We start from the raw sequence: 22,950 nt of genomic DNA, 5'->3' as shown, positions 1-22,950 counted from the left end.
AGCATGCTCATGACCCCGGTCCTAATCGTACTGACCCGGAGATCGCTGCGGAACGCTGCCGTCCGGTGCTAGAACCAACCATTGTCCTCAATAGCCTCGAACTCGAAGCGCAGGTGTACCTCGTCCCCGACCATCAGCGGGTCCAGGGCGTAGGTCATGCCCCACTGGCTGCGCTGGATGGTAGTGCTGGCTGACACCCCGAGGGTGTATTCCTCGTGGCCGATCGGGTATTCCCCCGCCTTGTTCAGGGTGATGTCCAGGGTGACCGGATGGGTTTCCCCCAGTAGGGTCAGGTCGCCGGTGAGCTTGCCGGTGTTGTCGCCAGTGCTCTCGAAATCCGTCACCTCGAAGGTGATCTCCGGGTAGCGGTCACTGTGCAGGAAGTCATCCTTGCGCAGGTGCTCGTCACGTTTATCGTGGTTGGAGAACACGCTGGCACTCTGGATGACCACCTTGCCCGTGGGGATGTCCCGGGCCTCCGCGTCGTACTCGAACTGCCCCTTGCCCTCCAGGAACATGCCGATAACCGGTGCATACCCCAGGTGGTTCACTTCAAAGGTGGCCGAGAAGTGCTCATCGTCGATCTTGTACCCCTTGGGCTCCGCGAGGGCGGTGTTGGCGCCCAGGGTGAGGGCCAGGGCAGCCAGGCCGGCGGTCAGGTGATGGGTGGTCTTCCATTGAGTACTCATGTCGGGCTCCTTGTTGATGCATGCCGGTACAGGTATTGAACGTCGATGGCGAAGGACCAGCCCAGCAGGACCAGCGCTACTATAAGCGTAGCATGGGCAAACAGATCCGGCGTGGCCGGCAGCAGCGCCACCATCAGCGTCACCAGTTGCCAGACGCATACGGTCTTGCGCCGGAAACTCTCCGGCAGGGGTCCATTCAGCCACGTCCAGTACCAGCCTGCCATGACAAAGCCGTAACGCATCAGGCCGACCAGCAGTATCCAGGCCCCGGCCTTTCCCAGTACCATCAGGGCGATACACAGCATCAGTATGAAGAAGGCATCCAGTTCCATGTCGAAACGGGCGCCGAAGCGACTGGCGGTGCCGGTGCGGCGGGCCACATAACCGTCGAAGCCGTCCATGACCAGGGCTGCCAGGCACAGCAGTGCATAGGGCCAGGCCATGCGCTGCAACAGCTCGGGGTGGAAGGTGAGGGTGGTCAGGAACAGTACCAGCACGGCCCGGCCCAGGGTGACCCGGTCCGCGGGGCCGAACCGGCTGTGGCTCAGGGTCAGGCCGGTGACCAGTAACAGCACCAGTGCGAGGTAAAGCAGGCCGCCGATGGCAAGGGGCAGGGCGGGCAGCCCGAGGGTCAGGGTGCACAGTGACAGCAACCCGGCCAACCCCAGGCCGGCCAGGATCAGGTCCCGCCAGGGAGCCCTGGCCAGGGTGTTGGAATGCAGGGGTGAATCCATACCCGGTACCTGTCGTAAGCTATGCTGACTATCACTATTACCCGGCTGGCCGGGCTTCGGATCAGTGGCGTTTCCATGGTCCCCGGCGCCGGTCTTCATCCTTCAGCATGGAGCGATCATGGCGTCACCGTCAACGGAAACTTCTCCCGCCTTCTGGTCCCTCGGCAACGGCCGTGGGGAGATAGCGAACGGACTGGTGGACCACCATGACGGCCAGGCCCCCTGGGTGGAGGTGGAAACCGTCTATTCCGCCATCAGCCGGGGCACCGAGGCCCTGGTCTTCAACGGCCAGGTGCCGGAATCCGAATACCAGCGCATGCGCGCGCCCTTCCAGCAAGGGGATTTCCCCGGCCCCGTGCGCTTTGGCTATATGAATGTGGGCAGGGTAACCACCGGACCGGTCGACCTGGAGGGGCAGACCGTGTTCTGTCTGTTTCCGCACCAGCGCCGCTACCGTGTGCCGGTATCGGCGGTCACCCGGTTGCCGACAGCGGTACCGCCGGAGCGGGCGGTGCTGGCCGCCAATATGGAAACCGCCATCAATGGCCTCTGGGACGGGGCGCCCCTGGTGGGTGACCGGATCGCGGTGGTTGGCTGCGGCGTGGTGGGCTGCCTGGTGGCCTGGCTGGCCTCCCGCATCCCCGGTGCCCGGGTGGTGGCCGTGGATCCGAACCCCCACCGTCAGCCGGTGCTGGCATCCCTCGGTGTGGAGTGTGTCACCACGCTGGAGCGGGATGACCACGACCTGGTGTTCCATACCAGTGGTCATCCCTCCGGGCTGGAAACCGCCCTGTCGGTGGCGGGCAACGAGGCCCGTATTGTGGAGATGAGCTGGTATGGCCGGCAGGCGGTACCGGCCACCCTGGGCGGGGCCTTCCATTCCCGTCGGCTGACACTGCGCTCCAGCCAGGTGGGGCAGATCAGCCCCCGCCAGGCGTCGCGCTGGAACCATGGCGACCGCATGGCCCTGGCGCTGTCGATGCTGGCGGAGCCGGCCCTGGAGGCACTGATCACCGGCGAGAGCGCCTTCGAGGACCTGCCGACGGTAATGCCGGAACTGGCGGGCGGCGCCTCCGATACCCTTTGCCATCGTATTCACTACTGATAAGCCCAAGGAACGATTATGTACACACTCACCGTTCGCGACCATGTCATGATCGCCCACAGTTTCCGGGGCGAGGTGTTTGGCCCGGCCCAGCAACTTCACGGGGCGACCTACACCGTGGACGTGGGCTTCGAGCGCCCGGCCCTGGACCAGAACGACCTGGTGGTGGATATCGGCCTTGCCAGCGAGGCCCTGGCCCATATCCTGGCCCCCATCAACATGCAGAACCTGGACGAGATGGAGCGGTTCAAGGGGCGCAACACCACTACCGAGTTCATGGCCAGGTATATCTTCGATCGCATGGCCGAGGCGATCCGGAACGGCGTCCTGGGCTATGGCGCCCGGGAACTGACCGGACTGGTGGTCACCCTGTCGGAGTCCCATGTGGCCTGGGCCAGCTATCGTGACACGCTCTGACCCCGGTTGGGCGGTATTGGTCCCCGGGGACCCGGGCCAGCTCACCGGTGGTTATGGTTACGTGCGTGAAGTGGTCGAGGGCCTGATCCGCCTGGGACAGCCAGTAAACCTGCAGGGGGTGCCCGGCCGCTTTCCAAGGGTGGACCAGCCGGCCAGGGATGCCCTGGACGGGGCCCTGTCCCGCCTGCCGGACGGCACCACGGTCATCATCGATGGCCTGGCCCTGGGAGGCTGCCCGGAAGCGGCGGAACAACATCGCCATCGCCTGCACCTGGTGGCCCTGGTCCACCACCCGTTGGCGGACGAGACGGGCCTGGGCGAAGCTGACCGTCAGCACTTCCTGGCCACCGAGAGGCGGGCCCTGGCAGCGGTCCATCGGGTGATCACCACCAGCGATACCACGGCCCGGGGACTGGGCAGGTTCAATGTGCCCGCCAGCCGGGTTGCCGTGGTGCGGCCAGGCGTGCGTCACCCGGTCAAACCCTCGGAAGACAGGGCCGTCACCGACGGTTTCCATATCCTGTGCCTGGCCCACCTGTCCCCCCGCAAGGCGCAACACCACCTGGTGGAAGCCCTGTACAGTGTTCCGGGGACCGGTTGGGAGTGTGAACTGGCAGGGTCCGCCGACCGTGATCCGGAATACGCCCGCACGGTGATGTCGATGATCCAAGAGCGGGGGCTTTCCGACTGGGTCCGGGTGACCGGTGAGCTGTCCGGACCGGCGCTGGAACAGGCCTTCCATCGTGCCAACCTGTTTGTACTGCCATCCCTGCATGAAGGCTATGGCATGGTCATCGACGAGGCCCTGGCCCATGGCCTGCCGGTTATCGCTTCCGACGGCGGGGCCTTGGCGGAGACGGCAGATCGCCCGGGTTGCGTTACCTATCCGGTGGGGGATGTGGACGCCCTGGCGGCACTGATCCACGAACGGCTGCACCACCCCGAACAACTGGTACAACAACAGCAGGCTGCCCGGCGGAGCGCCCGGACACTACGAACCTGGGACCAGGCGGCCAGGGAGTTCCACCAGGCCATTGCCGGTAGCCTGCCGGCGGGTAGTGACTTTGACGCCCACTGGCTTGCCCTGCGGGAGCCGGCGGACCATGCCGCCCGCTCCACAAACCTTACCGACCAGGCGGTGGCATGGCTTCGGTACCGGAACGCACCGGTGGTCGCGGATATCGGTGCGGGTACCGGCTCCAACTGGCGATACCTGTCCCGGGCCCTGGAGACCCGGTCCGTGGGGCATTGCCAATGGCACCTGTTCGAGCAGGATGCGGCACTGGTGGATAGCATCGGCGTGGCCGGATCTGGTCCTGAGGTGCATGTCCAGCGGCTGGAGGCGGGCAATATGGACCATCTGTTGCCCATCCCCCTGGACCTGCTGACTGCATCGGCGCTGATTGACCTGGTCTCCCGGCCCTGGCTGGAGGCGCTGGCCTCGACGGTGGCCCGTCGCCGGGCGGCGGTGCTGGTGGTGCTGTCCTACGCCGGCCGGTTCCGGCTGACGCCTGAACACAGGGCGGACGAGGACCTGCGACAATGGGTCAACCAGCACCAGCATGGTGACAAGGGCACCGGCGCCGCCTGCGGCCCGGAGGCGAGTGACCACCTGGCGCAGGCCCTGGAGGCCCGGGGCTATACCGTCCAACGCGAGGGCAGTCCCTGGCACCTGGATGGCAGGCACAAGGAATTGCAGAAAGCCCTGATGGAGGGCTGGGCGGAGGCCGCCAGGGCGCAATTGATCGCGAGTAAAGAGGATTCGGGGTGGCTGGACCAATGGTTGGCCGACCGGTTCCGGCAGGCGGACGACGGAGCCCTGGTGATCAAGGTGGACCATATCGACCTGCTTGGGCTTCCCTCACCATGAAGACCGGCGGCCGAGCGCTGTTACGCTGGCTGGCCACCCTGGCGCTCCTGGGGGCGGTGCTCTGGCTGGTGGATGTCGGGGCCATCCTGGCGCAGCTTTCGTCGGTGGACCTGCCCTGGTTACTGCTGGCCCTGGCGGTCACGCCGCTGCAGGTGGTGGTATCCGCCTGGCGGTGGCGTTACACGGTGGCGCAACTGGGAGAGCAGTTGCCGTTGGGGCATGCCATCCGGGAGTACTACCTGGGCACCCTGGTCAACCAATTGGTACCCGGTGGCGTGGTGGGCGACGCCGGTCGCGCCCTGCGACACCGCCGGAATACGGGGCAGACCGCTACCGCCATCCACGGGGTCATGATCGAGCGGTTCTCGGGGCAACTGGTGCTGCTGTTGCTGGCGGTATTGTTAATAATGCTGTGGCTGCCGCTGCCGCCACCCCCGATGCCTGGCCTGTTCCTGATTCCCGGCGTGCTGGTGGCCGCACTGCTGGTCTGGTCCCTGTTACAGGCGCCCCCGGTCCGGGCCTGGTGGCGGCGATTTCGGAACGACCTGTGTCGGGCGTTACTGGCCCCGGCGGTGTTGCCGGTCCAGCTTGGCTCATCCCTGGTGGTGATTGGCAGTTACCTGCTGGTGTTCTGGTGCCTGGCCATGGGCATCGGGCTGGAGATCGCCCGGACCGGGCCCTGGCTGCTGATGGCCCTGTGCACCGTGTTGCTGATGGCCATGGTGGTGCCCCTGACCATCTCCGGTTGGGGCGTAAGGGAAGGGGCGGCGGCGCTCATCTGGCCCCTGGCCGGCCTGGACCCGGAGCAGGGCGTGGCACTGGCGGTCAGTTACGGGCTGCTGGTGCTGCTGTCGGCGCTGCCCGGGGCGCTGTTCCTGTTCAGTGGCCGGAAAAATCCAGGTCAAACAGCATATCGCTGCCCAGATTGACCATGGTGGAGCAGGGGCGTAGGGCATCCCCCAGGCTGTCGATCTCGGGTAGCTGGAAGGCAGGCTGGCCACTGCCGATAATCATGGGGGCGACCAGTACATGCAACCGATCCACCAGGCTGGCTCCCAGGAAGGTGGACACCGTCTGGCCGCCCCCCTCCACGAAGATTCGCCGCAACCCCAGGCGCCGCAGGACATCGATCACCTCCCGGGGATTGATCGGGCCGTTTTTATCACTGAGGCAGGGAATTTCAGTCACGCCGGACGCCAGGGAGGAGGGCAGCGACACCGGGTCCAGACGACCGGCCACCAGGCGCAGGGTGGGGGCGGCGCCATCGGTAAACAGGTGGTGTTCGTCCGGTACCCGCCGGTGACGGTCTAACAGTACCCGAACCGGGTTGGGCCCCCGGGCCAGGCGAACGGTGAGGCGGGGATTGTCGGCGCTGGCGGTACCGGAACCCACCACCACGGCATCTGATATTGCCCTCAGGCGATGCAGGTGGAGCAGCCCGTCGGGCCCATTGATATACCGCGACTTGCCTGTAATGGTGGCAATACGTCCGTCCAGGCTCTGGCCCATCTGGGCCACCAACTGCTGCTCTCCTTCCTGCAATGGGCGCACCAGGGGGCGAAACAGGTGCAGCAACTGGCGGGCCTGGTCCGCTTCGGTGGGGGCGACCGTATCCGGCCAGCGATCGTTGTCATTATCCGGCTGTTGTCGTTGTTGTAGTATCAACTGCCAGGCCTGGTCTGGAGTCATCGGTACCTCAGTATTCTCGATCCGTTTGTGTCCCTATGAAATATTTACGCAATAATCGGCGATTGATTCACTGTAGAGACATAAACTTGTCCATACCAACGGAAATGCGCCATCTGACCGGGTTGTAATCAAGGCCTGTGGCCGCCGATGGCCGGGAACCTTGACCGGGTTATCGCGGAACGCCACGGTAAAGGATAAAGTGGGAAGTCGTCGCCCTTCGTCCGGGCGGAAACTGGGGCCGGATTATCGGCAGGAGTAACCCGCATGCGCTACATGGAAACCTTCTGGCAGAGACTCAAAGAAGCCCGGGAAGCCAGGCAGTTGTCCCGTCGTGACCTGGCGGAACTGTGCGATGTGGACCTGGCCGTGGTCACCCGGTGGGAGCATGTGGATGCGCGCCAGCGCCTCTATCCGGCGGTGGACGAGCTGATCGACCTGTGCCGGCACCTGGACGTACCACTGGATGCACTGCTGGACCCGGAAATGATGGTGAACCCCGGGCAGCTTCAGTTACCCGGGCTGGCGTTCTCCAACACTGATGAGCTGACCGGAGCCCTGGACGAGCTTGAACGCCAGTTCCAGCGGATACAGCCCACGGACGAAGAGGCGGAACTGCTGCGCCGGTACCGCAACAGCACGGACGAAAACCGGCGCATGATCTTTCAGCTACTGGGGCGCTGAATCTGCCTGGGGCAGGGCGCAGCCCGAGGCCGCGCCGCTCTTTGCCCGCTGTTACTTCTTCTTTTCCTTGTTCTTCTTGTACACGTTCTCGTAGACGTAGTTCGTTGCGTCCACAAAACCCTCGATGGAACCACAGTCAAAGCGCTGCCCCTTGAACTGGTAGGCCAGTACGCAACCGTTTTTCGCCTGTTCCAGCAGGGCGTCGGTGATCTGCACCTCGCCGTTCTTCCCGGGCTTGGTGTTCTCGATGATCTCGAAGATGTCCGGGGTCAGGATATAGCGGCCGATAATGGCCAGATTGGACGGGGCCTTGTCCGGTGACGGCTTCTCCACCATGTCGGTGATGCGGTACAGGCCGTCCTTCATGGGTTCACCGGCAATCACACCGTACTTGTGGGTCTCATCCTTGGGCACTTCCTCAATGGCCACGATGGAGCAGCGGAACTGCTTGTACAGCTTGGCCATCTGGGCCAGCACACCGTCCTCGCCTTCCGGCACCACGCAGAAGTCGTCCGCCAGCACCACGGCAAAGGGGCTGTCGCCCACCAGGTTGCGGCCGGTGAGGATGGCGTGGCCAAGGCCCTTCATCTCGTTCTGGCGGGTGAAGGCAAAGGTGTTGTTGTTGATCAGGTCGCGGATGGAGGTGAGCAGATCTTCCTTGCCGGTGCCGGCAATCTGGTGCTCCAGCTCGTAGCTGATATCGAAATGATCCTCGATGGCCCGTTTACCGCGCCCGGTGACAAACCCGAATTCATTGATGCCGGCTGCCGAGGCTTCCTCAACCCCGTACTGCACCAGGGGTTTGTTGACAATCGGCAGGATTTCCTTGGGCATGGCCTTGGTGGCGGGCAGGAAGCGGGTTCCATAGCCGGCAACGGGGAAGAGGCATTTTTTGATCATCGATATCGTCCTTAGTGTCAGTTTCCTGAAGGTGAGGTGTGGCACTCAGAAAGCATGCCAAGTGTAACCAAGATACCGTTACAAAGGGAAACATCAGCGGGTTATGGGAATTTTACGGTTTCTCCATGGATTGGCGAAGGGGCGTATTCTATGGGCAGTGGCAATTACGCACAAAGCTGGTGCGCCGAGGCTGTTGTTGACAAACTGCCGGGTACTTTAGGTCATAATTGTTGACAATAATGGTCGTCAGGCGTAGTTTTCCCACAGTATTCGCATGGATTGTCGACAATGAATATGAGCACCGCCCTCCCACAGTCCCTGACCCGTGCCGACGAGGCCTTCGATTGTCTGCAAACGGCGATCGTCAAAGGTGATCTGTCCCCCGGTGAAAAGATCGGTGAAGTGGAGCTGTGTGCCCGCTTCAACCTGACCCGTGGGCCCCTGCGGGAAGCACTGGGCCGGCTGGAATCCCGGGGCCTGCTGGTGCGCCGCCCCCACGCTGGTGTAAAGGTGGTCTCCATCAGCGCCGAGGAACTGATGGAGCTGTATCGCATCCGCGAAGTGATGGAAGGCCTGGCCGCCCGCCAGGCCGCCGAGCGCATGACCGACCAGGAGATTGCCGACTTGCAGGCCACCCTCGATGCCCACGAAACCATGATCGAGGAAGCCCATGGCCAGGCCTACTACCAGGCCGAAGGCGATTACGACTTCCATTACCGCATTGCCACCGGCAGCCGCAACGCCAAACTCGCACAAATGCTGCTGGGTGATCTTTACTACATGGTGCGCATGTATCGATACCGGCTGAGCACCTCCAGTGGCCGGCCGCACCGCGCCCTGGGGGAACACCGCCGCATAGTCGAGGCCATTGCCCAGCGGGACGGCGAGCTGGCGGAATTCCTGATGAAGCGCCATATCAATGCCGCCCGGCAGAACATCGAACGCAAGATCAGCGAGGGTGAAATCACCTTCTGAGCAGACCCGATCATCCGCATACAATGAATAAGGAACCCCCATGTCCCAGAAACAACTGTCCCCGGGCGCCCGCTTCCGCAAGGCGCTGAAAGAGAACCAGCCGCTGCAGATTGTCGGCACCATTAACGCCTACTCGGCCATGATGGCGGAGCGGGTCGGGCACCAGGCCATCTACCTGTCCGGTGGCGGTGTGGCCAACGCCTCCTTTGGCCTGCCGGACCTGGGCATGACGACCATGAACGATGTAGTGGAGGATGCCCGCCGCATCACCGCCGCTACCGACCTGCCGTTGCTGGTGGATATCGACACCGGCTGGGGCGGCGCCTTCAACATTGCCCGCACCATCCGTGAGATGGAGCGTGCTGGTGTCGCCGCCATCCACATCGAGGACCAGGTGGCCCAGAAGCGTTGCGGCCATCGTCCCAACAAGGAAATCGTCTCCAAGGAGGAAATGGTGGACCGCATCAAGGCCGCCGCCGATGCCCGCCAGGACGACGACTTCTTCATCATGGCCCGCACCGACGCCTTCCAGAAGGAAGGGCTGGAGGCGGCTATCGATCGAGCCAAAGCCTGTATTGAGGCTGGCGCCGACGGCATCTTTGCCGAGGCGGTCCATGAGCTGTCCGACTACAAGGCCTTCGCCGAAGCCCTGGACGTGCCCATCCTGGCCAACATCACCGAGTTTGGCGCCACTCCGTTGTACAACAAGGCCGAGCTTGCTGACGCGGGTGCCGGTATGGTGCTGTATCCGTTAAGCGCCTTCCGGGCCATGAACAAGGCGGCCCTGATGGTGTACGAAAATATCCTGGAGAAAGGCGACCAGAAGGATGTGGTGGACAGCATGCAGACCCGTGCCGAACTCTACGACTTCCTGAACTACCATGACTTCGAACAGAAACTGGACGAACTCTTCGCCCAGAAAAAGAACTGAACCGATACCGACAACAGTTTGATGGAGAGCAACGATGGCTGAAGCAAAGAAACTCGGAGGCGCTGGCCTGCGTGGTCAGGTAGCTGGTGAAACCGCCCTGTGTACCGTGGGCAAGTCCGGTGCCGGGCTGACCTATCGAGGCTATGAGATTGCCGACCTGGCGGAGAAGGCCCAGTTCGAGGAGATCGCCTACCTGCTGCTGCGGGGCAAGCTGCCCAACCGCAGGGAGCTGGACGAGTACAAGCAGAAGCTGCAAAGCCTGCGCGGCCTGCCGGACGCCCTGAAAGCCGTGCTTGAGCAGATTCCCAAAGACGCCCACCCCATGGACGTGATGCGTACCGGCTGCTCCATGCTGGGCAACCTGGAGACGGAACAGGACTTCAGTGAGCAGGACGACAAGATCGATCGCATGCTGGCGGTGTTCCCGTCCATCATCACCTACTGGTACCGCTTCGCCCACGAAGGCGTGCGGATTGAGACCGAGAGCGACGTGGACTCCATCGGCGGTCACTTCCTGGAGTTGCTGCACGGCAAGAAGCCGAGCGAGCTGCACGAGAAGGTGATGAACGTGTCCCTGATCCTGTACGCGGAGCACGAGTTCAATGCCTCCACCTTCAATGCCCGGGTGTGTGCCTCCACGCTGTCGGATATCCATAGCTGCGTGACCGGCGCCATCGGTACCCTGCGTGGCCCGCTGCATGGCGGTGCCAACGAGGCGGCGATGGAACTGATCCAGAAGTTCCAGACTCCAGACGAGGCGGAAAAGGGCCTGCTGGGCATGCTGGAGCGCAAGGACAAGATCATGGGCTTTGGTCACGCCATCTATAAGGAGTCCGATCCCCGCAATGCGATCATCAAGCAGTGGTCGAAGAAGCTGGCGGACGAGGTGGGCGACACCGTGCTCTATCCGGTGTCCGTGCGCTGCGAGGAAGTGATGTGGCGGGAGAAGAAGCTGTTCTGTAACGCGGATTTCTTCCACGCCTCTGCCTATCACTTCATGGGCATTCCCACGGAGCTGTTTACCCCCATCTTCGTGATGTCCCGGGTGTCTGGCTGGACGGCCCATGTTAAGGAGCAGCGTGCCAACAACCGGATTATCCGTCCCAGTGCCGACTACACTGGCCCGGCGGATTCCAAGTGGGTGCCCATTGATGAGCGTCCATAAACTTGGATGGAGGAGGCTTACGCCCCCTCTCCCTTGAGGGGAGAGGGCCGGGGAGAGGGTGGAGCGACCTACACCAGAGTCCGCCATTTTCCCCCTCTCCCTAACCCTCTCCCTCCAGGGGAGAGGGGACCAAAACGAACACAGATTCTCGAGAGACCTCCAATGAATACGAAGTACCGCAAGCACCTCCCAGGCACAGATCTGGACTATTTCGATACCCGCCAGGCTGTGGAAGACATCCAGCCCGGCGCCTACGACACGCTGCCGTACACCTCCCGCATCCTGGCGGAACAGCTGGTGCGCCGTTGTGATCCGGATGCCCTGACGGACTCCCTCAAGCAGCTGATCGAACGCAAGCGGGACCTGGACTTCCCCTGGTACCCGGCGCGGGTGGTGTGCCATGACATCCTGGGCCAGACCGCCCTGGTGGACCTGGCCGGCCTGCGGGATGCCATCGCGGAGAAGGGCGGCGACCCCGCCAAGGTGAACCCGGTGGTGCCCACCCAGTTGATCGTCGACCACTCCCTGGCGGTGGAGCACGCCGGCTTCGAGAAGGACGCCTTCGAGAAGAACCGGGAGATCGAGAATCGCCGCAACGACGACCGTTTCCACTTCATCGACTGGACCAAGACCGCCTTCCGCAACGTGGATGTGATTCCACCGGGTAACGGCATCATGCACCAGATCAACCTGGAGAAGATGTCGCCGGTGATCCAGAACCGTCCGGACGGCGAGGGCAGGCACGTGGCTTTCCCGGATACCTGCGTGGGCACCGACAGCCACACCCCCATGGTGGACGCCCTGGGCGTTATCTCCGTCGGCGTCGGCGGTCTGGAAGCCGAGAGCGTCATGCTGGGCCGTGCCTCCATGATGCGCCTGCCAGACATTGTTGGCGTGGAGCTGAAGGGCAAGCTGAAGCCGGGTATTACCGGTACCGATATGGTGTTGGCCATTACCGAGTTCCTGCGCAAGGAACGGGTGGTAGGCGCCTACCTGGAATTCTACGGCGAAGGGGCCGACAGCCTGACCGTGGGCGACCGGGCCACCATCTCCAACATGACTCCGGAGTATGGCGCCACCGCCGCGATGTTCTACATCGACGACCAGACCATCGACTACCTCAAGCTCACCGGTCGTGAAGACGATCAGGTGGCGCTGGTGGAGAAGTACGCCAAGCATACCGGCCTGTGGGCGGATGCCCTCAAGACCGCCGAGTACGAGCGGGTGCTGACCTTCGACTTGAGCAAGGTGGAGCGCACCCTGGCGGGCCCGTCCAACCCCCACGCCCACCTGCCTACCGCCAAGCTGGCGGAGAGCGGCATAGCCGGTCAATGGGAAGAGGAAGAGGGCAAGATGCCGGATGGCGCCGTCATTATCGCCGCCATCACCAGCTGCACCAACACCAGCAACCCCCGCAACATGGTGGCCGCCGGCCTGATCGCCCGCAATGCCAACAAGCTGGGGCTGACCCGCAAGCCGTGGGTGAAATCCTCCCTGGCGCCAGGTTCCAAGACTGTCAAGATGTACCTTGAAGAAGCCAGCCTGCTGCCGGAGCTGGAAAACCTGGGCTTCGGTGTGGTCGCCTACGCCTGCACCACCTGCAACGGCATGAGCGGTGCCCTGGATCCCGTGATCCAGAAGGAAGTGGTGGAGCGTGATCTCTACGCCACGGCGGTGCTGTCCGGCAACCGCAACTTCGACGGTCGCATCCATCCCTACGCCAAGCAGGCCTTCCTGGCGTCGCCGCCGCTGGTAGTGGCCTACGCCATTGCCGGCACCATCCGCTTCGACATCGAGAAGGATGTACTGGGCCACGACCAGAACGGCAACCCGGTCACCCTGAAAGACATCTGGCCGGACGATGAAGAGATCGACGCCATCGTCAAACAGAGCGTGAAGCCGCAGCAGTTCCGCGACACCTACATTCCCATGTTCGACCTGACCCGGGATAAACAGGCGGCCAGCGAACCGCTATACGAATGGCGCCCCCAGAGCACCTACATCCGCCGCCCGCCATACTGGGAAGGCGGTATGGTGGGCGAAAAGGCCCTCAAGGGCATGCGCCCGCTGGCGGTGCTGCCGGACAACATCACCACCGACCATCTGTCGCCGTCCAACGCCATCCTGATGGACAGCGCCGCTGGTGAATACCTGCACAAGATGGGCCTGCCGGAGGAGGACTTCAACTCCTACGCCACCCACAGGGGCGACCACCTGACCGCCCAGCGCGCCACCTTTGCCAACCCCAAACTGTTCAACGAAATGGTGCGGGACGAGCAGGGCAACGTCAGGCAGGGCTCTCTGGCCCGCATCGAGCCGGAAGGCAAGGTCACCCGCATGTGGGAAGCCATCGAAACCTACATGGAACGCAAGCAGCCGCTGATCATCATCGCCGGTGCCGACTACGGCCAGGGCTCCTCCCGTGACTGGGCCGCCAAGGGCGTGGCACTGGCGGGTGTGGAAGCCATCGTCGCCGAAGGCTTCGAGCGCATCCACCGCACGAACCTGATCGGCATGGGCGTGATGCCCCTGCAGTTCCAGGAAGGCACCACACGCAAGACCCTGGCTATCGACGGCACCGAAACCTACGACGTGGAAGGCACCGCCGCCCCCGGCGCCGAACTGACCCTGGTCATCCACCGCAGGAACGGCGACACCGAACGGGTCCCGGTCACCTGCCGCCTGGACACCGCCGAGGAAGTGGACATCTACAAGGCCGGCGGCGTACTCCAACGCTTCGCCCAGGACTTCCTGGAGTCTGAGGGGGCAGCATGAGCGGCGCACCGCAAGTAAAAATCCCCGCTACCTACATGCGAGGCGGCACCAGCAAAGGCGTCTTCTTCAACATCGAAGATCTCCCCGAACGCTGTCAGCAACCCGGCGAAGCCCGGGACAAACTCCTGATGCGCGTCATAGGCAGCCCCGACCCCTACGAAAAACAGATCGACGGCATGGGCGGCGCCACCTCCAGCACCAGCAAGACCGTGCTGCTGGCCAGGAGCCAGAGCGACGACCACGACGTGGATTACCTGTTCGGCCAGGTGGGCATCGACAGGGCCTTCGTGGACTGGAGCGGCAACTGCGGCAACCTCTCGGCAGCCGTCGGCCCCTTCGCCATCACTAACGGCCTGGTGGACAAGAGTCGGGTACCGGACAACGGCATAGCCACCGTTCGTATCTGGCAGGCCAACATCGGCAAGACCATCGTCGCCAAGGTGCCCATGACCAACGGCGAAGTGCAGGAAACCGGTGACTTCGAGCTGGACGGCGTCACCTTCCCGGCGGCGGAAGTGGCGGTGGAGTTCATGGACCCGGCGGATGGCGAGGGCGCCATGTTCCCCACGGGAAATGTGGTGGATGAGCTGGAAGTGCCGGGTGTGGGGACCTTCAAGGCCACCATGATCAATGCCGGAATACCGACCATCTTCGTCAACGCCGAAGACATCGGCTACCAGGGCACTGAGCTGCAACCGGCCATCAACGGCGACCCGGAAGCTCTGGCTATGTTCGAAACCATCCGCGCCCACGGAGCGGTGAAGATGGGACTGATCAAGACGCCGGAGGAAGCCGCTAACCGGGGGCATACCCCCAAGGTAGCCTTTGTTTCTGCGCCCAAGGACTACGTCAGTTCATCCGGCAAAGAGATCAAGGCCAGCGACATTGATGTGCTGGTCCGGGCCCTGTCCATGGGCAAGCTTCACCACGCGATGATGGGAACGGCGGCTGTGGCGATTGCCACAGCTTCTGCAGTGTCTGGGACACTAGTGAATCTTGCCGCCGGGGGAGGGGATCGCACATCTGTGACCTTTGGGCATCCTTCCGGGACGTTGCAGGTTGGGGCTGAGGCTTCTCTGGTGAATGGGGAGTGGACTGCGAAGAAGGCTGTTATGAGTCGTAGTGCTCGGGTGCTTATGGAAGGTTGGGTTAGGGTGCCTGGGGATTCGTTTTAGTTCGCGAGCTGAATTATTTGGAATTGGGCTCTTTATGTGATTGCCGCCTTGGATTTTGCTCTTGGCGGCTTTTTTGTGTTTGCGGTGTGGGTTTTGGTGGGATATCTTAACGTTTGGTTAACTAGTGAAAATGGATCTTACAATCATTTTCATATTCTTCCTGTCAATATAAGAATTTGGTACCGGCTATAACTTACTGTATATATAGTTCTTAATAACGAAGTTTGCCGCTGGCGGGGAATGTAGGGAGTCTAAAGTGAGGATTTATAATGGATACCAATGATCATCCGATAATCAAGAATTTTAAGATTATTGGCCTTCACGGCTATAAAGACGTTGTTATCGATTTTGATTCACCTGTACGAATAGTTATTGCGGAGAATGGCGCTGGTAAGACTACTATTTTGTCGGCGCTACATTCGTTTTTGACGTGCAAGTTTCATAATTTAAGAGCTATAGATTTCGAAGAGATGCGGTGCGTCTTCTACAATCTTGACGAAGAGATAGTGCTTAAGAAAAAGAATTTAGAAAATTTTTCTTCTGTAGGAATAGAGGCTATTGAAAACATTCTACAGTTTTCCGATTCAGACGAGGAAAGCATTGTAGCTTACATTACCACAGAGTTTGACGCTGATGACATGAGTAGTGTGCGTCGATCAGCTATCGGCCAAGAACTGTTTGCGAACTCACCATGGCATTGGGATACGATACATGAGCTTTTTTCTGAAGCACTTGAGCAGTTTGACTCATCTATTGATACCGAAACACGTGCAGTAGCAAAAAATATTAAGCATGCGATTGGTGATATTGAAATACTATACTTACCGACATATAGGAGGATCGAAAAGCTTTTTGAGAAAGATAAAGCAAGAAATTCAAGGAAACGAGGTCTTGCTCTATCCAGGCGGAGGATAGGCCATTCTCCTGCCATCAGGTCCCAAATGAACTATGGACTCTCTGATGTTGAGGATAGATTGGCCGCTCTGACAGAGGATGTGCAACGAAGAACGAATACTGGTTACCGTGAGATCAGTGCGAATATTATTGATGATCTTCTTGCAGGAAAAGCAAAAAGATCGAAACCTGATTTCTCAGAGTTACCTGAGCTGGAAACTTTGAAGCTATTTTTCTCTCGGATAGGTGGCTCTAAGCCGATGGGCGATAGCTATTTTGATAGGATTCAAAAGATATACGAGAAGAAAGATTATGATGATGGCGGGGATAGGGATACCTTAATGTATTTCTTATCAAAGCTGTCCCAAGTGGTTAACCAGACGAAGCAGCTAGAATCTACGATAGAGAATTTTGTCAGCAAAGCAAATACATATTTAGGGAGTACAAGTGATGTAAAAACCTTTAACTACGATCCGGAAAGCATGAGGATTGCTGTTATCAATAAATGGACCTCTGACGAGGTCAAGTTGAACGATCTTTCTTCAGGTGAAAAGCAAGTTGTTTCGTTGCTTTCTTACTTATTTCTTTACCCTTCTAACAAGATTATATTAGTCGACGAACCGGAGTTGTCTCTGTCTATAGATTGGCAGCAAAGGATTCTCGTAGATATGGTTGCCGCTCCATCTTGTAAGCAGCTTTTGGCTATTACTCATTCCCCTTTTATTTTTGATAATGAATTAGATTCTTATGGGGCGCCGTTAAAAATTACAAGAAAGGCAAAAGTAAAGGAATAAAGATGTCTTCGGAATATTATGTCGAGCATGTGCGAGAAGCTAGAAAGCGGTCGTCGGTTTTAAAGATCAAAGTTTTAACTGTCCGTTCTGGGGATAGGCAATCACCTATTTTTATATATGAGGGTAAGACTGATGTGGGGCCGTACGAAACGTGGATAAACCGTATTGATAACGACCTACATTACAAGTGTATACCAGGAGAGGGAAAGGCGCAGGTGTTAGAGTTTAGGGAATCGGTCCATAATTCTAGCTCTTCCGATTTTTCATCGCTCTATTTTTTTCTTGACAGGGATTTTGATGGACTTAGAGGCTATCCTAATACCAAGGATACGTTCTGCTTAGATGCGTACTCATTTGAAAATTATTTAGTAACCTGTGAGGTTTTAGTATCCATATTAACTGACGAGTTTGAATGTGCAGCTGAACCTGAAGCTATTCAAGATGTTCGAGACTTATATGAAAAAGTTTCAGCCGATTTTTGTGAGGCAATGGCAGACGCCAATTTTAGGATCTTTCTTGCGGCAAGATATGGGTTAGATAGAGGGCGATTAGAGAATAGGATTAATCGGTTCGTGAATATAAAGGTCGACGCTGTTGAAAGATTATACAACTCAAATACTGTCAACGATCTGATTCCATTGGCGAACAGCGCTCCCGAGCGTGAAATAGACTCTGCGATGAAAGACTTCAATGATATCGAGAACCCTATGAAAAGTTATAGAGGAAAGTACATGTTATTGTTCTTCTTGACTTGGTTAGATTTTTTGGCCTCATCTCGGCGATGTGGCTCGTTTCCGTTCAAGAGAGCTGAGAATATAAAATTTAATAGAGCAACTATGTCCGAGCGATCCTTGGCAAGCCGGTCGCCATTACCTGAAGGTTTAAAGGAGTTCATTCTTTCGATCTAATCGGTTGTTGTCGGTTGTTGTCCATGAACGAGCGCAAGAGACAGGCACATACTAAGAAGAAAGCTTCATCCGGTGTCCTTGGTGGTTGGTGAAGGGCAGGGAACTCAGTTCGATCGGTGGGAATCAGCTTTTGGCGACAGGTTTACTAGAAAATCATTGAATTTCGCCGAATCTTACTCACGTCCGGTCCCTGGCAGTAGCCAGTAGGGTGTAAGTCAGGGGAGAGGCGTTACGTCAGCCAGCGGATCGTCGTCGGTCCAGGTGAGCCCGCCGGTTGTCGTGGAATCGGTCTTCGAACTCAGTGGCTTCGGCAAGCCATTCCTCGGTACTCAGGCCGAGTCTTTCCAAGATCGGTAGCTGGCGCTCCGGGATGTGTCCACGCTTGTCGGGATTGATGATTCGCCCGGTGTAATCCACCAGTTCCAGGTAGTCGTTCAGTGAGAACAGAATGCCCCGTTGCGGTTGGTTTCTGACCGCCCCCTCGAAGTTTAGTAGTGGTTTGACGGGGAGGCGGAATTGCTTCAAAAAGAGCTGTTCACCTTGGGACTGGACCGCTTCTGGCAGATTGAACCTGGGAGCTATTCGTTCCTGGATACTGGTGTAGTTGGACGTTTCCGGTGTTTCTGCCATGGCTGCTCGAACCGGGTTCAGGTCTACATAGGCCATGCAGCTCGAAAAGATCGAGAATGCCTGTCCCCGAGACAACCGAGCTATCACCTTGATGGGGGGGGTGTTCAGGCTCTGACCCTCACCCAAAATCAAAGATCACGGCAGCGAATACCAACAGCACGAAGCCATGCCCAGCAACCATGAACACCCATGCCCGGAGCCGGTCAGCCCTCGTTGTATATCGCTTTACATCCGATGTTTTGAGCTGACGGTTGTCTACATCAGTAAAGAAAAATTCTGGTAATGCGACAGCGTATGCGTACCATACCAGCCGCCCGCCAACCCCATCCCACGGGCAGGGACGGGGCTTGCCTTCTGCCATGATGGCTTTCTCGATTCTCGCCATGGACAAACGGCCAAAAACCAGCCAGGAAACCATGACCGTTAGCAGGCATCCGGCGAACACAAATGCAAATATGAGCTCTCCATCCATGCGTCAGTCGCCCGTAAAGTAGTCGTAGATTCTTCCAAAAAGGTTCTGGCCACGCTCGTCAGCTTGATACGCGGCGTAAGCACCAACGGCAACTGCGGAGCCAATCATCAGCGCCCATCCCCAGGGTGTGGCTGCTAATGCGACTCGGGCCATAGTCATGGCTACCGTTTTGCCAGTGACAAACCCTGCTGAGGTGGCGCCAGCCAGACCGCCGGTTTGCGCAACGAGTTCCCGCTCCCACTCTTCCTCATTCCGGTAGCTCTGGTAAACCTTGTTGGCCCTGAATCCCACATCCGCCACAATGATGCCACGTCCGGCATATTGCAGGCCCTGAGAAAAACGGCTGACAGCCTGGCCTTCATGCATGTCGGCGACATGAATCCCACGTCCCTTATGCCGTTCAGCCAATGTGACACCGCGATCGGCTCCGGTGATCGCGGTACCTTTGTTCTTGCCAAAGTCAGAACCCGGAGCCAGTCGTTGTAGTTCTTGCTGGAAGTAACGGTTAAGCCGCTCGTAGGTCGATTGAACGTTTTGCCTCAACTGGGCTTTCGTCTGAGCAGGGCCTCGTCCCACTCGGGAGAACTCGTTCAGCTTTACAAGCGCCTCCTGGTACTGACTCAGCGCATTCATAAAACTGTTCGTCCTGGCACCAAGAATCGTGGCTCCCATACCGGCAGCCGAGTTGGTACTGCTGGCATTGTCTGGATTTAGTTGACTCTGAACCCACTCGACAAATAACGCCAACCGAACCGTGTCCTGCCCATGCTGGTCCACGCAGCAGCCAAGCCGCTGTCTGGACTTCTCGGGTAGGCTGTTAAGCATATTGCTGACCGCCTGATCCTGCGGGCTCGGATCGATCGCGAGACAGTAGGCATAGTCCTTGGATACGGATTGACAGCCAAACATCGCTTGACGAGCTCTCGCGTAGTCGTCGAGGGCTGCTGAGGGTTCACAAAAATCAGAAAGGGTGGACGAGTGTCGGGGGATGACGATATCCGTCATGGCGAGGCTCCTGTATCTATCCTTGAAATTGCACTATTTCAGAGAACTACTATAAATCTTGAAATAGAAGCGTCCTGATGCCGTATGCCCTGAACCGAACGTTCGGACAACGTCTCTGGTCCGGTCTACGAACCGTAGAAAGTATTCCACACCAATCTACGTCCGGCAACCTCCTGCCTCAACGTAACGGTGATTTGACGAGATGTCTTCTGACCGGGAAAACGGTCATCGTGACCATGAAAAGATTAGAGTCAGGCATAGCTAAAAGAAGAAGCTTTTGGTGGTTGTCCTGGTACCGTTCTTCGAACTCAGCGGCTTCGGCAAGCCATCCGTTGGTACTGAGTTCGAGTCTTTTCAGGATGGGCGGTTGGTGTTCCGGTATGTGTCCGCGCTTGTTGGGATTGATGATCCGCCCCGGTGTAATCCACCAGTTCCAGATAATCATATAGACTGAAGAGCGTCCCCCTTTGTAAAGCTGTCAAGACACACAAAAGCAAGAAAGGCTGTGAGAAAAACGAATGAGAGACGGACAGGCGTAATCACTGTGCTCTATTTGCGGATACGGAGGCTGCGATGAAAGTGATATCGATAGGCATGCGCCTGATCTTGCCCGGCGCGTTCGTTCTGTTCCTCACCGGTTGTTCGATAACATCCCATATGGGGCCCCCTGAGGGAGGGCTTGAAAATCTGGAATTTGGTAAGACACCAAGTGCTGCCGATACCGTCAACCTGGCGAAGGGCTGGGAGTTCAGTCCAATCGGCGAGAATGAGCTTTTGGCGACAGGTTTGGGTTTAGATCACGAATTTTCACCACATCTGGCCCCTGGCAGCCGTCAGTAGGATGTAAGTCGGGGGAAGTGGGGGCGTCAGGCCGTGGATCGTCGTCGGTCCAGGTAGTCGTTTGGCGAAAACAGGATGCCCCATTGCGGTTCGTTCCTGACAGCCCCTTCGAAATCGAGTAGCGGTTTTCGCCACAGCGCCTTGCTCTCAAGGCGCTCAGTGGATTAGTCGGTTAACGAATTACCCGGACCGGACCCTAATTGACCCGAACCGGGTCATGGCTCGGTTGCCACTCCATGATCAGTGACATGTCTTCCGGATTGAACGGGCAGGAAAAGTGTTCGTGCACGATCCGCCATTGCTCACCATCCCGACGCCACACCTGGGTGCCGCGCATCCAGCCACCCTGTTTCTCGCCATCTAACGTCGCCCCGCAATAGGTCAGGCTGTGAGCCACTGCCAGCGAATTGGAGGCCTCCACCTTCAGATCGTACATTTCAAAAAAAGGATCGCCGGGGCAGGACTCCATACATTTTCCCCAGTGCTCCCGGTACGCCGCTGCCCCTTCCACCTGCAAGGCAAGAATGGCATCAAACGAACGAATGTCAGTGTGATACAGCGCCATGACCGCATCCAGGTCATTGTTGGCAGCAGCCTCCATCCAGCGCTGTGAGAGGGTTTTGATGGTGGTTTCGATATTCATGATCGGGCTCCCTGGTTAGATAGACTCATCCATGAGTCGAATTGGGGAATGCCTTTTCGACAGCGCCGCCGGATTTTTTGTGGGACTTCGTATGGATCTGTTCAGACAAAGCATTTCCCAAAGGCGCGAAATAACGTCATGTCCCCTTTAACCCGAACCTTTCGGAGCGCGAGGGCGGCCAGCACGTTGTACTCGCGGGAGACGACCTTGAGCCAGGTTGCCGAGTCGGCGGTCACTGTGATGTCCGCTTCTCCCACATGGTCGCGTTCGATGGTGAGTTGGCTGTCCTTTATCTCGATCGTGGCCTGGATCTTCTCGTCGCCGGTAAAGGTCCAGTGATAGCGGGCGTCCACCCCTTTGGCACGGCCCCGCTGGAAGCTGAGTGGCATCATGCGCAGGAGCATGTCCACGGATTGCGGACGAATCTGTGGGCGAACCCGTTTGATTTCCTTGTGAGGGAACCGTTGTCCCGCGTGTTTTTCGGCGTCCGAGTGGGGTAGCACGTAGACGGTTTCCTCCTGTTCCGTTAACGGCCGCAGTACCTGCTTGACGTAACTCTTCTTGTCTTCGAGGAAGGGGTTGATGGCATCCTCGCCGGCCGGGCAGACGGCTAGGCAGTAGGCCGCCTTGTAGCCGGGCTTGAAGGACAGGGACTGCCAGATGGAGGCCGTTTCCCCATCCGTGAAGCGCTTGCGGTAGTCCTTGGCGCTTTTGGCATCGGCGAGGGTATGGACCCAGTCGCCGAAATTGCCCAGGAACTCACGGTAGTTATGGGTGAAGCAGCTCATGAAGTCGAAGCCACCGTCGGTCTTGATGGCACCCACGGGGCAGGCCGCCACGCACAGGTTGCAGCCCAGGCAGGGGTTGTAGTCGATCGGTTTATCGTAGGCGGTGGCTTCCTCGCCGATGAGTATGGTGCCCAGGAGCACGAAGCTGCCGAACTTCGGGTGAATGACGTTCCGGTGCAGGCCGATCATCCCCAGCCCGGCTTCCACCGCAACGGGCTTGTGCGACACCATCCAGCCGCGCCCGGGAAGCTGCACCTCCATGGGAAAGGCGGCGACGGCATTGCAGGCGGGGATGCCCTGGGCCTCCAGTGCACGGACGATTCGTCGGGCCGTGTCATTCACGTCGTCATAGACGGCGTGGAATTCCTGATTGGCGACGGAGCGGGCGGGCGAGCGTACCGGTTCGCGGTTCATTCTTATGACAAACGACAGTAGCGCCTTCGCAGGCTCGAACACCTTGCCGATATAGGGGCGGTCCATTTCCAGCGCTGGCCGGTTGACCTCCACCAGGCCGACATCGTCAGCACCGCATTCCAGGGCCAGGTCCTTCAGGAAGGTCGCGTCAATAGGACCTGAACGTTTTTGGGCGGCGCCGTTGGCGCGAACCTTTACAACAGTGGGGTGGTTGTCCATCTTCATGCCGGCCTCCGGGGCTGTGGGTTGAACCAGGAATCATTGAATGCAAGGCACTGTGCGCTCCGGTGAAGGGTTTTCCATTCGGGGCGGTTGTTCAGTGGCCGTTTTATATTTCGGCCATCATATTATGATCATAATATAATTTATGCAAGGGATGGAGGAAGGGAAGTGCCAGTGCAATCGACCTCGAATGGGTGAAGAGATTGCTGGGGTGCAGGAGTGAGTATTGAGCCA

The 22,950-nt window shown here is 58.9% G+C and carries 23 protein-coding genes; 13 read left to right on the top strand and 10 right to left on the bottom strand.

The genetic code is table 11. The features are described from left to right. Positions 1-68: 68 nt before the first annotated feature. Together ACJO2E_RS08470 and ACJO2E_RS08465 are read right to left on the bottom strand one after the other, a co-directional pair. Positions 69-689, bottom strand: coding sequence for a YceI family protein (locus ACJO2E_RS08470; RefSeq protein ID WP_406963440.1), 621 nt, complete (start codon positions 687-689; stop codon positions 69-71). Beyond that, the gene (locus ACJO2E_RS08465) at positions 686-1,423 is read right to left on the bottom strand and encodes a CDP-alcohol phosphatidyltransferase family protein (protein WP_406963439.1); all 738 of its coding nucleotides are present in this window, start codon (positions 1,421-1,423) and stop codon (positions 686-688) included. The genes ACJO2E_RS08470 and ACJO2E_RS08465 overlap by 4 nt, the downstream gene beginning before the upstream one ends. Positions 1,424-1,541: 118 nt before the next feature. On the opposite strand from ACJO2E_RS08465, the gene ACJO2E_RS08460 reads away from it, so the two are divergent. The 4 genes from ACJO2E_RS08460 to ACJO2E_RS08445 are packed head-to-tail and all read left to right on the top strand — an operon-like array spanning position 1,542 to position 5,744. Next, a complete protein-coding gene (locus tag ACJO2E_RS08460) occupies positions 1,542-2,528 on the top strand; it encodes a zinc-dependent alcohol dehydrogenase (protein ID WP_406963438.1) in 987 nt (328 codons plus the stop codon). Between the two features lie 18 nt (positions 2,529-2,546). Then, positions 2,547-2,945 (top strand): 6-pyruvoyl trahydropterin synthase family protein, encoded by a 399-nt coding sequence (locus ACJO2E_RS08455; protein ID WP_406963437.1) that lies wholly within the window; start codon positions 2,547-2,549, stop codon positions 2,943-2,945. Further along, positions 2,932-4,815: a glycosyltransferase gene (locus ACJO2E_RS08450; protein WP_406963436.1), complete on the top strand. Its 1,884-nt coding sequence runs from the start codon at positions 2,932-2,934 to the stop codon at positions 4,813-4,815. The genes ACJO2E_RS08455 and ACJO2E_RS08450 overlap by 14 nt, the downstream gene beginning before the upstream one ends. After that, on the top strand, positions 4,812-5,744 hold the full coding sequence (locus tag ACJO2E_RS08445; protein ID WP_406963435.1) for a lysylphosphatidylglycerol synthase transmembrane domain-containing protein: 933 nt from the start codon (positions 4,812-4,814) through the stop codon (positions 5,742-5,744). The genes ACJO2E_RS08450 and ACJO2E_RS08445 overlap by 4 nt, the downstream gene beginning before the upstream one ends. On the opposite strand, the gene ACJO2E_RS08440 is transcribed toward ACJO2E_RS08445, so the two are convergent. Next, the gene (locus ACJO2E_RS08440; RefSeq protein WP_406963434.1) at positions 5,695-6,504 is read right to left on the bottom strand and encodes a RibD family protein; all 810 of its coding nucleotides are present in this window, start codon (positions 6,502-6,504) and stop codon (positions 5,695-5,697) included. The two genes, ACJO2E_RS08445 and ACJO2E_RS08440, sit on opposite strands and share 50 nt — an antisense overlap. A gap of 264 nt (positions 6,505-6,768) precedes the next feature. Between ACJO2E_RS08440 and ACJO2E_RS08435 the strand changes: the two genes are divergently transcribed. Beyond that, a complete protein-coding gene (locus ACJO2E_RS08435; protein ID WP_406963433.1) occupies positions 6,769-7,185 on the top strand; it encodes a helix-turn-helix domain-containing protein in 417 nt (138 codons plus the stop codon). Positions 7,186-7,236: 51 nt separating this feature from the next. On the opposite strand, the gene galU is transcribed toward ACJO2E_RS08435, so the two are convergent. Beyond that, a complete protein-coding gene (gene galU / locus ACJO2E_RS08430; protein WP_406963432.1) occupies positions 7,237-8,085 on the bottom strand; it encodes a UTP--glucose-1-phosphate uridylyltransferase GalU in 849 nt (282 codons plus the stop codon). A gap of 294 nt (positions 8,086-8,379) precedes the next feature. Between galU and ACJO2E_RS08425 the strand changes: the two genes are divergently transcribed. From ACJO2E_RS08425 to ACJO2E_RS08395, 7 genes are all read left to right on the top strand, one after another. Beyond that, the gene (locus tag ACJO2E_RS08425) at positions 8,380-9,060 is read left to right on the top strand and encodes a GntR family transcriptional regulator (protein WP_406963597.1); all 681 of its coding nucleotides are present in this window, start codon (positions 8,380-8,382) and stop codon (positions 9,058-9,060) included. A gap of 40 nt (positions 9,061-9,100) precedes the next feature. Continuing rightward, on the top strand, positions 9,101-9,991 hold the full coding sequence (prpB, locus tag ACJO2E_RS08420; protein ID WP_406963431.1) for a methylisocitrate lyase: 891 nt from the start codon (positions 9,101-9,103) through the stop codon (positions 9,989-9,991). A 34-nt stretch (positions 9,992-10,025) separates the two neighbouring features. Beyond that, a complete protein-coding gene (gene prpC, locus ACJO2E_RS08415) occupies positions 10,026-11,156 on the top strand; it encodes a bifunctional 2-methylcitrate synthase/citrate synthase (protein WP_406963430.1) in 1,131 nt (376 codons plus the stop codon). Positions 11,157-11,318: 162 nt separating this feature from the next. Next, positions 11,319-13,931, top strand: coding sequence for a Fe/S-dependent 2-methylisocitrate dehydratase AcnD (acnD, locus tag ACJO2E_RS08410; protein ID WP_406963429.1), 2,613 nt, complete (start codon positions 11,319-11,321; stop codon positions 13,929-13,931). Further along, entirely contained in the window at positions 13,928-15,106 is a 1,179-nt protein-coding gene (prpF, locus tag ACJO2E_RS08405) for a 2-methylaconitate cis-trans isomerase PrpF (protein WP_406963428.1), read from the top strand. The genes acnD and prpF overlap by 4 nt, the downstream gene beginning before the upstream one ends. 269 nt (positions 15,107-15,375) lie before the next feature. Next, complete coding sequence (locus tag ACJO2E_RS08400) at positions 15,376-16,794, top strand: AAA family ATPase (protein WP_406963427.1); 1,419 nt, start codon at positions 15,376-15,378, stop codon at positions 16,792-16,794. 2 nt (positions 16,795-16,796) lie between these two features. Continuing rightward, a complete protein-coding gene (locus ACJO2E_RS08395; protein ID WP_406963426.1) occupies positions 16,797-17,702 on the top strand; it encodes a DUF4435 domain-containing protein in 906 nt (301 codons plus the stop codon). 234 nt (positions 17,703-17,936) lie between these two features. Here ACJO2E_RS08395 and ACJO2E_RS08390 read toward each other — a convergent pair whose 3' ends face one another. The 4 genes from ACJO2E_RS08390 to ACJO2E_RS08375 form a co-directional block, all read right to left on the bottom strand. Then, positions 17,937-18,227, bottom strand: coding sequence for a hypothetical protein (locus ACJO2E_RS08390; RefSeq protein WP_406963425.1), 291 nt, complete (start codon positions 18,225-18,227; stop codon positions 17,937-17,939). 223 nt (positions 18,228-18,450) lie between these two features. After that, complete coding sequence (locus ACJO2E_RS08385; protein ID WP_328184501.1) at positions 18,451-18,804, bottom strand: hypothetical protein; 354 nt, start codon at positions 18,802-18,804, stop codon at positions 18,451-18,453. 3 nt (positions 18,805-18,807) lie between these two features. After that, a complete protein-coding gene (locus tag ACJO2E_RS08380; RefSeq protein ID WP_406963424.1) occupies positions 18,808-19,809 on the bottom strand; it encodes a hypothetical protein in 1,002 nt (333 codons plus the stop codon). A gap of 178 nt (positions 19,810-19,987) precedes the next feature. After that, positions 19,988-20,254, bottom strand: a complete 267-nt coding sequence (locus tag ACJO2E_RS08375) for a hypothetical protein (protein WP_406963423.1) — start codon at positions 20,252-20,254, stop codon at positions 19,988-19,990. A 128-nt stretch (positions 20,255-20,382) separates the two neighbouring features. On the opposite strand from ACJO2E_RS08375, the gene ACJO2E_RS08370 reads away from it, so the two are divergent. Further along, positions 20,383-20,649: a hypothetical protein gene (locus ACJO2E_RS08370; RefSeq protein ID WP_406963422.1), complete on the top strand. Its 267-nt coding sequence runs from the start codon at positions 20,383-20,385 to the stop codon at positions 20,647-20,649. A gap of 196 nt (positions 20,650-20,845) precedes the next feature. Here the strand turns inward: ACJO2E_RS08370 and ACJO2E_RS08365 are convergent, their stop codons facing one another. Then, positions 20,846-21,292: a YybH family protein gene (locus tag ACJO2E_RS08365; protein WP_406963421.1), complete on the bottom strand. Its 447-nt coding sequence runs from the start codon at positions 21,290-21,292 to the stop codon at positions 20,846-20,848. A gap of 101 nt (positions 21,293-21,393) precedes the next feature. Then, positions 21,394-22,719, bottom strand: a complete 1,326-nt coding sequence (locus ACJO2E_RS08360) for an SCP2 sterol-binding domain-containing protein (RefSeq protein WP_406963420.1) — start codon at positions 22,717-22,719, stop codon at positions 21,394-21,396. Positions 22,720-22,950: the final 231 nt, after the last annotated feature.

This window comes from Marinobacter shunpengi, from assembly GCF_045449695.1.
Classification (GTDB): Bacteria; Pseudomonadota; Gammaproteobacteria; order Pseudomonadales; family Oleiphilaceae; genus Marinobacter.
The sequence above is the reverse complement of the archived record's forward strand: the minus strand, read 5'-3'. Positions and strand labels throughout refer to the sequence as shown.